This window comes from Aliicoccus persicus (genome assembly GCF_900110815.1).
Lineage (GTDB): Bacteria > Bacillota > Bacilli > Staphylococcales > Salinicoccaceae > Aliicoccus > Aliicoccus persicus.
The window spans coordinates 626307-641109 of sequence record NZ_FOIT01000001.1; the positions used below are offsets into that span (position 1 = coordinate 626307).

The following is a 14803-nucleotide window of genomic DNA, read 5'->3' on the forward strand; positions in this document are numbered from 1 at the left end:
ATTAATGTTCAACTTTCACACGTGAGTTCATTGAAATGAACACTTGATGCAATTAGTGTTCAACTTTCACATGTTACTCCAGGATTGGAACTTCGCGACGAAAAATTATGCTGAAGTTCCAATTTTTCTTCGGTGTGGGAACTTCACAACGAAAAATCACCGCGAAGTTCCGCGAAACAGAATCTCTATCTACTTGTTGATGATAAAACGTGGTGATATGGACATTTATGCAAGATACACTAAATCAAAAGAACAGCATATGACTCATATCAACGATATTGTCCTAGGGAAGAGTGATTCCTAACACATAATCGTCGTTTTGTCCTAAGGAGACTTGCTCCTTGACACATAATCGTCGATTTGTGTTGCTCGTTGGCGTGATTCCAGTTTTAATGGACAGCGAGCGCTGCCCGTTGGCGGAATTCGAGTTTTAACGGACAGCGAGCGCTGCTCGTTGGCGCGATTCGAGTTGTAATGGACAGCGAGCGTTGCTCGTTGGCGCGAATACAGTTTTAACGGTCGGCGAGCAACGTTCGTTGACCGTTGTTGCTTCTCACCCTCACCGCACACCAAACCTACACCAACCCACACAAAAAAGCCACCCTCCATCAATCAAAGGGTGGCTCAGATCTCAAAACCAAGATTACATATTTTTAACGAGTTCTTCACCGAACTCTGAACATTTCACTTCAGTTGCGCCATCCATCAGACGGGCAAAGTCATACGTCACAACTTTAGAAGCAATTGTCTTCTCCATTGATGCTGTAATTAAATCAGCAGCTTCTTGCCAACCTAAATGCTCAAGCATTAACACACCACTCAAAATAACTGATGAAGGGTTCACCTTATCTAGTCCAGCATATTTAGGTGCCGTACCGTGTGTTGCTTCAAAAATTGCATGACCCGTTTCGTAGTTGATGTTCGCACCTGGTGCGATACCAATACCACCAACTTGTGCAGCCAGTGCATCTGATACATAGTCACCGTTTAAGTTCATCGTCGCAACAACATCAAAGTCTTTTGGACGTGTTAAGATCTGCTGTAAGAAGATGTCTGCAATCGCATCTTTAACAATTAACTTACCTGCTGCTTCAGCTTCGCCTTGTTTTTTATCGGCAGCTTCGCGCCCTTCAGCTTCAGCGATCTTATCGTATTCGTTCCAAGTGAAGACCTTATCACCAAATTCACGTTCTGCTAAGTCATAGCCCCATGACTTAAAGGCACCTTCAGTGAACTTCATGATGTTCCCTTTGTGTACAAGTGTGACTGATTTTCTGTTGTTATCCAAAGCATACTGAATTGCTGATCGAACAAGGCGTTCTGTACCTTCTTTAGATACTGGTTTAATACCGATACCAGATGTCTCAGGGAAACGGATGTTTTTCTGACCCATTTCATTTTGTAAGAAATCAATCACTTTCTTCACTTCGTCCGTGCCTTCTTTAAACTCAATACCTGCATAGATGTCTTCAGTGTTTTCACGGAAGATTACCATATCAGTATCTTCTGGACGTTTCACTGGTGAAGGTACACCTGTGAAGTATCGAACAGGTCGTAAGCAAGCAAACAAGTCTAGCTCCTGACGGAGTGCAACGTTCAATGAGCGAAATCCGCCACCTATTGGTGTCGTTAATGGTCCTTTAATTGCAATTAAATACTCATCGATTGTATCGAGTGTTTCCTGAGGTAACCATTCGCCTGTTTGATCGAATGCTTTTTTTCCCGCAAGTACTTCTTTCCACTCAATTTTTTTCTCGCCATTATATGCTTTTTCAACCGCTGCATCTAATACTTTTACTGCTGCGCTCCATATATCTGGACCTGTTCCATCACCTTCGATGAATGGAATAATCGGATTATTTGGTACATTTAATACACCGTTCGTTGTTGATACTTTTTCTCCAGCCATGTATATCCTCCTAAAATTATATTAATTTCTCTCATCAATTGATGTATATTTTCTTACATCTGGGCCGACATACTCCGCACGTGGTCGAATCAGACGGTTGTCAGCATATTGCTCAAGAATATGCGCTAACCAACCTGACACACGACTCAATGTGAAGATCGGAGTAAATAAATCATGATCGATACCCAGTGAGTGATAGACTGTCGCACTGTAGAAGTCTACGTTTGGCAATAAACCTTTTTCATTCTTCACAATTTCAGCAATGCGAGATGACATTTCATGAAGTTCAGGTTCGCCTTGTTGTTCAGTTAACAACTTAGACATCTCTTTTAAGTACTTCGCACGTGGGTCACCTTCTTTATACACGCGGTGTCCCATACCCATAATTTTTTCTTTATTTTCAAGTTTACTGTGAATGTACGCATCCACGTTATCAAGTGAACCAATTTCACCTAACATTTTCATTACTGCTTCATTTGCACCACCATGAAGTGGTCCTTTTAAAGCACCTGCTGCAGCAACGACACCTGAATATATATCTGATAATGTCGCCACACATACACGTGCAGTAAATGTAGAAGCATTTAACTCATGATCTGCATGAAGAATCAACGCTTTATTGATTGCTTCTTCTTCAACATCACTTGGTAACTCACCATTTAACATATATAAGAAATTTGCTGCGAATGAAAGGTCAGAATTTGGTTCTATAATATCTTTGTTATTTCTAACACGTGCTATTCCCGCAACAAGTGAAGCGACTTTCGCTTGAATGCGAATTGCTTTTTCCTTGTTCTTTTCTTCACTCATATCATCTGCATCTTCATCAAAATGAGCCAACATAGAAATCGATGTACGCAGTGCTGCCATCGGATGCACCTTCGTTAAATCATAAGATTTAAGATGTGCTTTCATACCATCTTCTAAGCTCATGTATGAATTTAGTTTTGCTTTGAAATCAGCAAGTTCTGCTTTGTTAGGCAACTTTTGATTCCAAATAAGATAAACGACTTCTTCAAACTGAGCATTCTCTGTTAAGTCGTCAATTTCATAACCACTATATGTCAATTGCGTTCCGATGATCGAGCTAATTTTCGTCTCAGCCGCAACGATACCTTCGAGACCTTTCTTTTCTGCCATATTCATTCTCCTTTGTAGATTTTATCAATGTCAGGTTAAGACATTTTTGTATCCTTATATATAATTTTAAAGTATTTGAATGAACTTCTCAATATAAGAAACATTTATAGTACTTATTTACAATGATAAGTTTTTGTTACTCAGCGTCCTCATTATCTGTACCTTCTACTTCTGTTTCATCAGTTTCAGCTTCTTCATCCGATTCAAACGAATCGACATTCTCTTCTGCCTCTTCCTCTGTCACTTCATCATTACCTTCAGATGCGCCTTCTGGTGAAGATAATTCTGATGGTGCACCATCAGGTAACACGATAAAATCAATGTTGCCGACATTCAATACTTCAATATCTGTTTGGATACCGATATCGGAATCTGTCGTTGTAATCGTAATATTTAAGTTTGCATCCGTGTAAACAAAATCGCTATTAAAATTAATTTCTACTTCACCGCTCACATCTTCTGCACGTTCTTCAAACAATGCTAAATCATTTTCATCAAGGAATGGTGTTAAATCACTCAATTCATTAATCTCACTAATGATTGTATAGCCATCCGTCGAGTTTGTTAATTCAGCTTCGCTAAACTTATCCAGTGTTTCTAGCAAATCACCATAAGTGGCCCCTTCATTTGTGATGTCTGCCTCTAGGTCAGTAAACTCTTCATTTCTATGTGTGAAGCTGTTGCCATCTTGTAAATAATAATGCGTGACTGTATTACCATCACTATCTAAAAACTGAAGCTGTAAATTCCCATCTTCATCTATCATTGTCGACGAAGTACTATCTGTGATATCTTCTTCAATCGTCATCTGAGTCGTCAACACGACTTCGTGACTGATGACATCACCATGAAGTGATTGAGCTTCTTCGATTACAGCTGCTGCGGTATCGATCGTTTCTTCGCTTGTTTCTTCACTTGTCTCTTCTGATTCCTCTTCGTCTGTACTTTCCTCTTCTGTATCCACTTCTTCTTCTGGTTCTTCTTCAGGTTCATCGTTACCACAGGCAGCAAGTAATAGTACAACGCCTGTTGCTAATAAAATCTTCTTCATACAAACACTCCTAACTCCGTAAGGTTATAATACTTTCGCGTGACCGTTAAAGACATTGTTCTGTTCTGAATCCACGGTTACGGTCATATCATTTTTCAAGATTGTCAATGCTTCTTTTGCACCGACTATCGTTGGTAATTCTAAGTTTAATCCGACGATTGCACCGGTAGAAGTCAGTCCACCTTCAACCGTTACCAGTGCTGCTGCTTCTTTCAAATACGGTGTCATCTCTTGAGTGACTGACTGAACAACAACGACTTTGTTTGCAAGTTGTGTCTCTGATAAATCCTCAATGGTATGCGCAATTAATACTTGGCCAACCGCACTTTTACGTCCGATCCCTTGTGCTCGAATTAACACATCACCAACGATGTGCAGTTTCATTAAGTTCGTCGTACCCGCTTCACCTGTCGGTACACCAGCAGTAATAATCAATAAATCACCTGTTGATGCATATCCTTTTTCAATCGTCACACTCACAGATGTATTTAACACACCATCTGTATCATATATGCCATCCGTAACAATCGGTGTGACACCCCATACAAGTTGCAATTGTCTCGCAACATATTCATGTGGTGTAACAGCAATGATATTCGATTTCGGTCGGTATTTTGAAATCATACGTGCGGTGTGACCCGATTCAGTTGAGGCAACAATTGCTTTTGAATCGAGATTGAGTGCAGTATGTGCTACCGATACTCCAATCGCAGTGACAAGATTCGTTTCTTGTTGTTTCGTACGATACGATAACATTTTTTTATAGTCTTGTGCTTCTTCTGCTCTTACTGCGATCTTTGCCATCGTGCTTACCGCTTCTTCAGGATAATCTCCTGCAGCTGTCTCACCACTTAACATTACCGCATCGCTGCCATCGTAGATTGCATTTGCAACGTCACTTGCTTCTGCACGTGTACAGCGTGGATTATGTTGCATTGAATCTAACATTTGCGTTGCCGTAATGACCGGTTTACCAAGTTCATTACAGATGCGAATCAGGTCCTTTTGAACCATCGGCACGCTCTCCGGTGGAATTTCAACACCCATGTCACCGCGTGCAACCATCAATCCTTCTGATACTTCAAGGATTTCATGGATGTTATCAATACCCTCTTGGTTTTCAATCTTTGGAATGATGTTAATGTAATTCGCATCATTATTTTCTAACAGTTCTCTAATTTCCAATACATCGCTATTGCTTCTGATAAATGATGCAGCAATAAAATCTACTTTTTCTTCAATACCAAATAAAATATCAGCTTTGTCTTTCTCCGTTAATCCAGGTAGTTTCAGCGATACGCCAGGTACGTTCACACCTTTTTTATTTTTCAACAGACCGTTGTTCATTACTTTACAAGTGATTGTCCCATTGGCTTTATCGATGGATTCTACGATCAATTCAACCAGTCCATCATCTAGCAAAATGGTATCTGACTCTGAAATATCTTCAATTAATTGATCATAAGTAACAGAGAATCGTTCATTATTTCCGAGTACTTCAGTCATTGAAATGTCGATCGTTTGTCCTCTCTCTAACTCGACTTGATCATTTTCCATATTGTGTGTGCGGATTTCAGGCCCTTTCGTGTCGAGTAAAATTGCGACTGTCTTATCCAATTTTCTTGCAATCATTCTTATGTTGTCTATTCTCGCTTTATGCTCCTCGTGGTCTCCGTGTGAGAAGTTAAGTCTAGCAACATTCATACCTGCTAAAATTAGTTTTTCTAACATTTCTGGTGATTCAGATGCCGGACCGATCGTACAGACGATTTTTGTTTTACGCATTGATATCCTCCTAAATAGATAGCTCTTTCGATAATTTATATAGTTTTTCATCGTATGGTTGTGCTTCTTTAAATACTTGATGAAATTCAGTTTTGTTTAGTTCGTTGTTCATCATCCCAACGGCATAACCACTTTCTCCAGCCGTTAATAATTCTACTGCGTATGCGGCTAGCCTCGATGCGAGCACACGATCGCGCCCAGATGGTTTACCACCTCGTTGAATATGTCCGAGTACACTTTCTCTTGTATCGACGTTGATGTAGTGTCGTAGTTCCTTCCCGCATTCCGCAGCTGACATCACGCCTTCAGCGACGATGATAATCGAATGCTTTTTACCACGATCCATCCCCATTTGGATACGTTCGGCAACTTCTTTAATATCCATCGGCGACTCAGGGATAAGAATTGTCTCCGCACCACCGGCAACGCCTGCCCATAATGCCAAATCCCCTGCATGACGACCCATAACTTCAATGATAAACGTACGTTCATGACTCGTCGCAGTGTCTCTGATTTTATCGACTGAGTCGATAATCGTATTGAGTGCTGTATCAAAACCAATTGTAAAGTCAGTTCCATAGATATCATTATCAATCGTTCCAGGGACACCAATTGTTGCAATGCCTTCTTCATGCAAACGCTGTGCACCATGAAATGATCCGTCACCACCGATTACAATCAGTTTATCAATACCATGATTCTTTAAATGTTCAATTGCTTGTTTACGTGCTTCTTTATTTTTAAATTCAGGACAGCGTGCGGAATACAGTACAGTACCACCGCGTTGGATAATGTCACCAACATCACCAAGTTCTAGCTTTTTAATGTTGCCTGTCATCAAGCCTTGAAAACCTTGATAGACGCCATAGACCTCTATACCATTGAAAATACTTTTTCTGACGACGGCGCGGATTGCTGCATTCATTCCAGGTGAATCTCCACCGCTTGTTAAAACCGCAATTTTCATTTGAAAGTGCCTCCAAAATCTATAAATTCACTTCTTAAAAATACCATATTATATATACCCTATTCTATACTAATTAAAGGATGATTAAGAACTTTTAACCCAATTTGCACAATCATTACAATTGAATTGACACGATTCAAAAAAACTGAGGCAAATGCCCCAGTTTCTTATTAGTTTTTATTCTTCAATTTCTTCAAACTGACCGATGTTCATATACTTTTCAAATCGGTCCTCTTTTAATGCGTCACCATCGAGTGCTTTTAACTCTTTTAAATGTTTTTCAATCATTTCATCAACACTCGAGAACATCGCTGGTTTATCTTTATGTGCACCACCGAGTGGTTCTTTGATAATATCATCGGCGATTTTTAGTTCAAATAAATCATTTGCTGTAATCTTGAGCGATTCTGCTGCTATTTCCTTAAGTGCAGCGTCTTTAAATAATATACTCGCAGCGCCTTCTGGAGATATGACTGAGTAAGTAGCATTTTCGAGCATAAGCAGTCGATTACATACGCCAAGTGCGAGTGCGCCACCTGAACCACCTTCACCGATAACAATACTGATCACAGGCACTTTTAAGCCGGCCATCTCAACTAAGTTTCGTGCGATTGATTCACTCTGACCACGTTCTTCGGCAGCTTTACCTGGGTACGCACCTTTCGTATCGACGAAACAGATGATCGGACGATTGAATTTATCAGCTTGTTTCATTAGGCGAAGTGCTTTGCGGTATCCATCTGGATGTGCCATACCGAAGTTACGTGCAATATTGTCTTTCGTGTTTTCACCACGCTGATGGCCAATTACTGTAACAGGCTTGCCCTTATACGTTGCAATACCACCGATTACTGCTTTGTCGTCACTGTAGACACGGTCGCCGTAAAATTCGATATAATCTTCAAATAATGCATCGATATACAGCTGAGTTGTTGGACGTTCAATAAACCGTGCAATTTCAACACGTTGCCACGGTTTTAAATGATTATAAATCTCCTCTTGCTTATCAACAAGTTTGCGTTCAAGAAACTCTATCTCTCGCGTCAAATCCTGTTTGTTTTTAGTCGCATATTTTTGTAATTCTTTAATTTTTTCGTCGAGTTCAACGAGTGGTCGTTCAAAAGAGAATGCCATCGGTTATACCTCCTTGTGCATGCTTAATATTTTCGACAATGTCCGCTTCATGTCTGTGCGATTAACAACACGATCAAGCTGACCGTGTTTCACAAGAAATTCCGCTGTCTGGAAGTCGTCTGGCAACTTTTCTTTTATTGTCTCTTCAATGACACGTCGACCAGCAAACCCAATCAGTGCGCCCGTCTCAGCCAAGTTAATATCGCCGACAGATGCAAAGCTTGCTGACACACCGCCTGTTGTTGGATTCGTCATATATGCAATATAAAGTAGCCCTGCTTCATCGTGGCGCTTTGCCGCAACACTCACCTTTGCCATCTGCATCAATGAAATGATACCCTCCTGCATTCTGGCACCACCTGAAGCGGTGAAGATGATGATGGGCAAGCGATTTTCAGTCGCATAAGTAAAGCTGCGCGCTAGCTTTTCACCAACAGCACTTCCCATACTTCCCATTCTAAATCGAGCATCCATGACACACACGACGGCTTCATTACCGTATATCATGCCGCGTGCTGTTAAGACTGCTTCATTTAAACCCGTCTTCTTCATGTCCCCTTCTAATTTTGACTCATAGTCCGGAAAATCAAGCGGGTTCACCGATACGATTCCGTTGAAAAGTAACTCGTACTCACTGTTATCCATTAGCGCGTCCAAACGGTCAGGTGCAGTAAACGGCATGTGATGATTACAATTACCACAGACGTTTAAACGCTTCTTTAAGTCTTTAGTAAATAATATTTTTTTACAATTCGAACATTTGGTCATAATTGCTTCGCTTTGATCCGATGTTTCTTTATTTTGTATATCATTGGCACGTTTATTTAACTTATAAAACAAATCTTTTAACATAATTTAAAATAGCCTCCAACTGTTTTCACTCAGTTAACCGAATATCTACAGGGGAAATTGCTTCAAGTAATATTGGTATATGTTCTCGTTTGACGTATCCGAGTGGTGTTTTTTGCTCAAAATCAATGACAGGAATTCCCATTGAATCAAGTTGATTGATTACATTATACTGATTAATGTTCCGAATATAAATTAATTTCGTGTTTTTTATTTTGAAATCCGTATATTCATCAATGGTCATTAAGTTGTTAATGACGAGTTGATCTTTCCCATCACGTTTTTTTATTGCCCCATTTGCAACGACTGTCTGCTCTTTAATTAAATGAAATACGTCACCATAAGTCGATGGAAAAATGACCGCATCCATCTCAATTTGCCCATCGCTCACAGTAAGAAATGCCATGTCTTGGCTGCGCTTCGTTTTTATCTTACGTATATCTGTTAAATACACCAGGTAATCTCCGACTTTCTCTTTGTCAGTCAGTCGAGCAGGTCGCGCGAATTCCAGTGCCTTTCGCTCTTCGATTATCGGATGATCACTGATAAAAAACCCGAGTACTTCTTTTTCAAAATTCAGCTTATCCAACACTGGCATCTCTTCTATATGTTCAGCTTTAAAATGAAAACCCATCTCGCTTAATACAGATTGATGTGCATAATTTTCATCTGCAACTGATACGCCAGACACCATTTGCAGCAACTGCTTTCTAGAGTAACCAAAGCTATCTAGTGCACCGCTTTTTATAAGTGCTTGAATGGCATTTTTATTGAGTGATTTATCATCAATTCTACTATTCAACTCGAAGAGATCTTTAAATGCACCGTTTTCGTTGCGTTCTGCTACGATGCGTTTTGCGAGTTCTACATTGATTCCTTTAATAAATGCTAATCCGAGCCGAATGTTTTCATTTGTTGTATTAAACACTTGTGATTCGTTGATACACGGCGGTTCAACTTTAATCTTATAGACATCCATCTCTTTAATTAAATCATTCAATTTCGTCGCATCACTACGATTGTCCATCAGCATCGTCTGGAAGAATATATGACGGTAGTACAGTTTAATATAAGCCATCCAATAAGAAATCTTAGAGTAAGCAACCGCGTGAGATTTTACAAAACCATACGATTCAAACTTTTGAATGTAGTTATATATTTCTTCAGCAACGGATTGATCATAGCCCTTATTTAAGGCACCGGCAATAAACTTCGAACGCATGGATGACAGTGCATCATGATCTTTTTTACTCATCGCACGACGTAAAATATCAGCTTCGCCGTATGTAAATCCACCAAACGACACGACGATTTGCATAATTTGTTCTTGGTAAATAATGACACCATATGTACTTTTTAAAATATGTTCTAAATCAGGATGAAGGTACTTAATATTCTCTGGATTTCTCTTCCCTTCAATAAAAGTAGGGATACTTTCCATCGGACCTGGTCTGTATAGAGATACCATCGCCACGAGTTCATTAAAGTTTGATGGTTTCACTCGTCGGAGTGCCTCACGTATACCTTGTGATTCAAATTGGAAAATACCAGTCGTTAATCCAGAAGAAAATAAGTTAAAAATACGTGGGTCATGTGATTCAATGTCAATATCAGACAATTGAAATGACGGGTTTACACGCTTGATGTTTTGAATCATATATTTAATATGTGTCAGCGTCTTAATAATTAATATATCGATCTTCAACAGTCCCACTGCTTCGACCTGTTCCATCGGCCATTGTGACATTAAGAAACGCCTTTGACCATCATACTCAAACGTCACTGGAATGCTTTTATTGATCGGTGCATCCGAAATTAAGACACCTGATGCATGTGTGACAGTGTGGTTTGGTAAATTTATAATTTTTTGTACAAGTTGTTCGAGTACGATATATTTCTCATCGACATCACGGAGGTCTTGAAATGCTTTTGAGTTAAACACATCAGGAGAATCATTCGCCGATCTAAGAATACTCGAGATGTAATTTAGCTCCTCTGTTGAAAAGTCCAACACCCGTCCAATTGCACGCGTTGCAGCACGAAGCGATAGACGGCTAATATTCGCAATGTGTGCCACATGCATATCCCCATATGTATCAATTAAGTAATAGATCACTTCATTGCGTCTCACGTCATCAAAATCAATATCGATATCTGGCATCGTCACGCGTTCTGGGTTTAGAAACCGTTCGAAAACCAAGTCATATTTTAAAGGATCAACCTCTGTAATGTTAAGTAGATACGCGACTAAACTTGCACTGGAGGATCCACGGCCAGGGCCAACTAATATACCACTCCGTTTAGCAAAACTTACTGCATCATGAACAATTAAAAAGTATGACTCGTATGACATATTACATATGACATCATACTCATACTTTAGTCGTTCATGATACTCTTTTGTCGCTGGTGTTTTATCTGGTAGAGCTGTTGTTAGCAGTTGCCATAAATAATCTTTCGCACTTAAATTCGTGTTGTGTTTAAACGATGGTAATGTGCGTTCTACACGCGGTAAATTCACACGGCACTTCTCTACTAGTTCACGGTGATTATTCAATAAACTGCGTTCTTGCTCGGTTAAATCACTCATTAATCGAACGTAATGATCGCCTTCTGTATGAACTAAGTCATGTGCATCAACGCGTGTATTATCACGAATTGCTTCAACGACTGTGAGTACCGATTCATCTTTAGCATTTAAATAGTAACTTGGCTTTATGAAGAGTTGAGTTAAATCAGGTTCATTCATCAGATGTGATTGATACATATCATCGCTCGGAATATTCAGCACTGACTTAAGTGTGAGACTCTCTTCACGTAAGAAGACGATGAGACATTCATCCATCATTGTCGCTAGCGTTTCAGCTGGAATTGTTTCCGTTTGTTTGAACGTGAAGTATGCAGAAATACGTATTAGCGCACGAAATCCTGTTTCATTTTTTGCATACGTAATAATTGTGTTAGTCGTCTCACCGTACGACACAGCAACTTCCATACCAACGATCGGTACCATATTATGTTTGCGCGCTAATTTTATAAACGGATATACACCGTGTAGGCGATTGCGATCGGTAATTGCAACTGCCGCTTGATTGTCTCGAGATACTTTTTCTACGAGGTCATCTAGTCGTATTGCACTTGACAAAAAATCATAACCACTGCGTACATTCAAGTTAATCATCATATCACCTAACGTTGAATTAATCGTTCTTCAGCTTTGTATTCAGCGCATCAATAATTGCTTCAATGCGCTTCATGCTACTTGCACGAACACCGCTAGCAAGCGGATGCCCACCACCGCCGTAATAATCCGCAACATCGTTAATCACGACTTTTTTCGAGCGTAATCTCACCCGATAAAAATCGTCTTCTTCAATCGCAAGAAACCAAACTTTAACATCTTCAATATCTCTAAAAACATTAACAAGTAAACTTGCTTCACTCGATGTTACATCATACTTCTCTAATGCTTCCTTAGAGACAACGGTATATAGTAGTCCATGTTCATTGAGCACTGCGTTATCAATAAGATAACCAGTAAATTTAAACGAATTATATGAAGTCTTTGACAATTCATTCTGCATGGCTGTTGCGTCAAAATCAAATGATCTCAGCTCACTCGCTACACGGAGTGTTATTTTGCTCGTGTTGTCATATAAAAATCTTCCAGTATCACCGACTATACCCGCATATAAAAGACGTCCTGATTCTGAATCAAGATAATCATTTTCGTAGCCCCAGCAATTTGTAAGTAAGTAGATAAGTTCACTTGTCGATGACACGCTTGTCTCAACGATATTGATTGAACCAAATTCATCGAGATTCGGATGGTGGTCGATCTTAACAATTTCTTTGACATTCGTTAAGTCACCATCAATGCGCTCTACATTTGCTGTATCTACAACGATAGCTAGCGGCTCATCAAGTGTTTCATATGCATCCATATATCCCAAAACATTTGCTAGTGATGGTTCGTCCTCACCGAATGCACGAATTTTTTTGGATGGAAATATATTTTCTAGGATTTTTTTAAGACCGAGCTGTGCGCCAAGCGCATCAGGATCTGGTCGTTGATGTCTTAAAATAATGATGTTGTCATATCGATTAATTAAGTTTAATAATGGTTTAAAATTTGCTTTAAGTGCGTCTAATTTATGAATCTCGTTTAAAATCAAGGTTAATTCATCCCTTTAACATTTACTAAAATACGTCTTTAAATTATACTATATAATTGATTGGAGTTGTATTTATGGACATAGAAACAATCTATACACTTGTCGTTTCCATTCTCATCACACTCGCATTTATTGCGTTTGCTCTATTTATTTTTTATAAAGTGAAACAAGTGCGAACGGAACAATTTCGAGGTGGCCGTAGACAATATTATAATTCTTTATCGAGGATATGGTTTGGAGCGTTTCTCATCATATTTGGTACGAGTACGATCGTACAGTTCCAAACAGGTGTTGCATACATAATTGGTGCTGTGTTTATATTCTTCGGATTATTGAATATATTATCGTTCAACCGCAGACGCAAACACTTTAAGAGCGTTATCCCCGATGAGGATCGAGAGATCAATGAATGGTATGAAAGCCAAAACAAAGATGCTTCTTTTAAGCATTCTTCGACAAAAGTGTTATCAAAAAAACGCGCGTAATTTCACGCGTTTTTATTTTGTTCATATATTTGTACTTGTAATAATGCTTTTGAATATATGACGTTGTGACTCTCTGCCTCCACTTCAAGGCGTAAAAACTGATGCCCAATATCAATGACGACACCGCTGAGCGTAATTTCTTGTTGGAGTTGTATGACCTTCATTTGAGTCACGTGATACGTATCAATATGATAGCTATAAATATTATATGATGAAAGCACTGTCCGGACGAGTTTTTCAACAAGTGACATAAAGCTGCTTTCTTTTAAACTCCCAAACTCATCCGTCATCATGGGTAACACTTCTACAGTTAGCTTGTTATCAGATAAATCGATTCGTCTTTCTATTACATTTTCATTTAAGTCTTCACCGAACAATTTCTCAGGTACCATTTCCTTAAAGACATCTCTTCGATGCACGACACCAACAAACTGACCATCTTCAACGACCGGTAAAATATTAAGTTGCTCCCACGTCATCAATTGTCGCATACGCTTTAATGTTGTTTTTGGCGCGAGCTCGATATCATCAATAATAAAATTTTTATAGTTATGTTCGTCCACAATATGCAGTTCTGATGATTTCACTGTCCCGAGGTAGCGGTTTTTATCGACAAGTATTGTAATTTTATCGTTTGGGATGTAAGTGAGTCTATTTGACTTATAGATGTCTAACACATACGATTGTTCTTTCATTACGAAGTCCGCTGCACGTATCATTTCGTTACTGAGAGACATGCTGTATATTTCACGTTGAATTGTCGTTGCGACAGTAAACGTGTCATATGGTGTCGAGATAACTGGTAATTTTAATGCTTGTGCTTCTTTTAAAATATCAGAGGACATACCAAACCCACCGGTGATGAGTAGCCCCGTATTCGTTTTTAATGCTGCTCTTTGAACATCTTCCCGGTTTCCAATGATCAGTAGCGCACCTGGTTCTAAGTACGCTTTTAATGCACCCAGTTCCATCGCACCGATGATAATACGGCCGACTGTTTTCTCAAGCTGTTCTGAACCCGATATCAACTGACCGTTCGTGATCTGTTTAATCTGTTCGAATGTTAACTCTTTAACATTCTCAACTTCCCGCTTCGTAACTCGAATGGATCCTACACGTGGAATTGTTTTTACAATGCCCTCTTTTTCTGCTTGTTTAATCGAACGATAAGAGGTCCCTTCAGACACGTCTAGATGTGAAGAGATTTGACGGACCGATATTTTAGCACCTTCTTCAAGGCTATATAAATACTCCATAATGCGTTCGTGTTTACTCAAGCGAATCACCTACTTTTACATCCATTATACC

Annotated in this window: 11 protein-coding genes; 1 reads left to right on the forward strand and 10 read right to left on the reverse strand. The window is 39.4% G+C overall.

The window, feature by feature from the left end; translation table 11 throughout:
• Positions 1-643 precede the first annotated feature (643 nt).
• The 9 genes from icd to BMW30_RS03070 all read right to left on the reverse strand — a co-directional run bounded on the left by icd (position 644) and on the right by BMW30_RS03070 (position 13010).
• Positions 644-1909 (reverse strand): NADP-dependent isocitrate dehydrogenase, encoded by a 1266-nt coding sequence (gene icd / locus BMW30_RS03030; RefSeq protein WP_091473768.1) that lies wholly within the window; start codon positions 1907-1909, stop codon positions 644-646.
• A 21-nt stretch (positions 1910-1930) separates the two neighbouring features.
• Complete coding sequence (gene citZ / locus BMW30_RS03035) at positions 1931-3049, reverse strand: citrate synthase (protein WP_091473770.1); 1119 nt, start codon at positions 3047-3049, stop codon at positions 1931-1933.
• Between the two features lie 136 nt (positions 3050-3185).
• Positions 3186-4100: a membrane lipoprotein lipid attachment site-containing protein gene (locus tag BMW30_RS10510; RefSeq protein ID WP_091473771.1), complete on the reverse strand. Its 915-nt coding sequence runs from the start codon at positions 4098-4100 to the stop codon at positions 3186-3188.
• Between the two features lie 24 nt (positions 4101-4124).
• Positions 4125-5885 carry a pyruvate kinase gene (pyk, locus tag BMW30_RS03045; protein ID WP_091473773.1) on the reverse strand — a complete coding sequence of 587 codons (1761 nt, stop codon included), beginning with the start codon at positions 5883-5885 and terminating at the stop codon, positions 4125-4127.
• 10 nt (positions 5886-5895) lie between these two features.
• A complete protein-coding gene (gene pfkA / locus BMW30_RS03050; protein WP_091473775.1) occupies positions 5896-6852 on the reverse strand; it encodes a 6-phosphofructokinase in 957 nt (318 codons plus the stop codon).
• A gap of 177 nt (positions 6853-7029) precedes the next feature.
• Positions 7030-7986, reverse strand: a complete 957-nt coding sequence (locus tag BMW30_RS03055; protein ID WP_091473776.1) for an acetyl-CoA carboxylase carboxyltransferase subunit alpha — start codon at positions 7984-7986, stop codon at positions 7030-7032.
• Positions 7987-7989: 3 nt separating this feature from the next.
• Positions 7990-8838, reverse strand: a complete 849-nt coding sequence (gene accD / locus BMW30_RS03060; protein WP_091473778.1) for an acetyl-CoA carboxylase, carboxyltransferase subunit beta — start codon at positions 8836-8838, stop codon at positions 7990-7992.
• A 25-nt stretch (positions 8839-8863) separates the two neighbouring features.
• Positions 8864-12019, reverse strand: coding sequence for a DNA polymerase III subunit alpha (locus BMW30_RS03065; RefSeq protein ID WP_091473779.1), 3156 nt, complete (start codon positions 12017-12019; stop codon positions 8864-8866).
• Positions 12020-12035: 16 nt separating this feature from the next.
• Positions 12036-13010 (reverse strand): DHH family phosphoesterase, encoded by a 975-nt coding sequence (locus tag BMW30_RS03070; protein ID WP_091473780.1) that lies wholly within the window; start codon positions 13008-13010, stop codon positions 12036-12038.
• A gap of 74 nt (positions 13011-13084) precedes the next feature.
• On the opposite strand from BMW30_RS03070, the gene BMW30_RS03075 reads away from it, so the two are divergent.
• Positions 13085-13495 carry a YtpI family protein gene (locus BMW30_RS03075; protein ID WP_091473782.1) on the forward strand — a complete coding sequence of 137 codons (411 nt, stop codon included), beginning with the start codon at positions 13085-13087 and terminating at the stop codon, positions 13493-13495.
• A 2-nt stretch (positions 13496-13497) separates the two neighbouring features.
• On the opposite strand, the gene BMW30_RS03080 is transcribed toward BMW30_RS03075, so the two are convergent.
• Positions 13498-14772: a DRTGG domain-containing protein gene (locus tag BMW30_RS03080; RefSeq protein ID WP_091473784.1), complete on the reverse strand. Its 1275-nt coding sequence runs from the start codon at positions 14770-14772 to the stop codon at positions 13498-13500.
• Between the last annotated feature and the right edge of the window lie 31 nt (positions 14773-14803).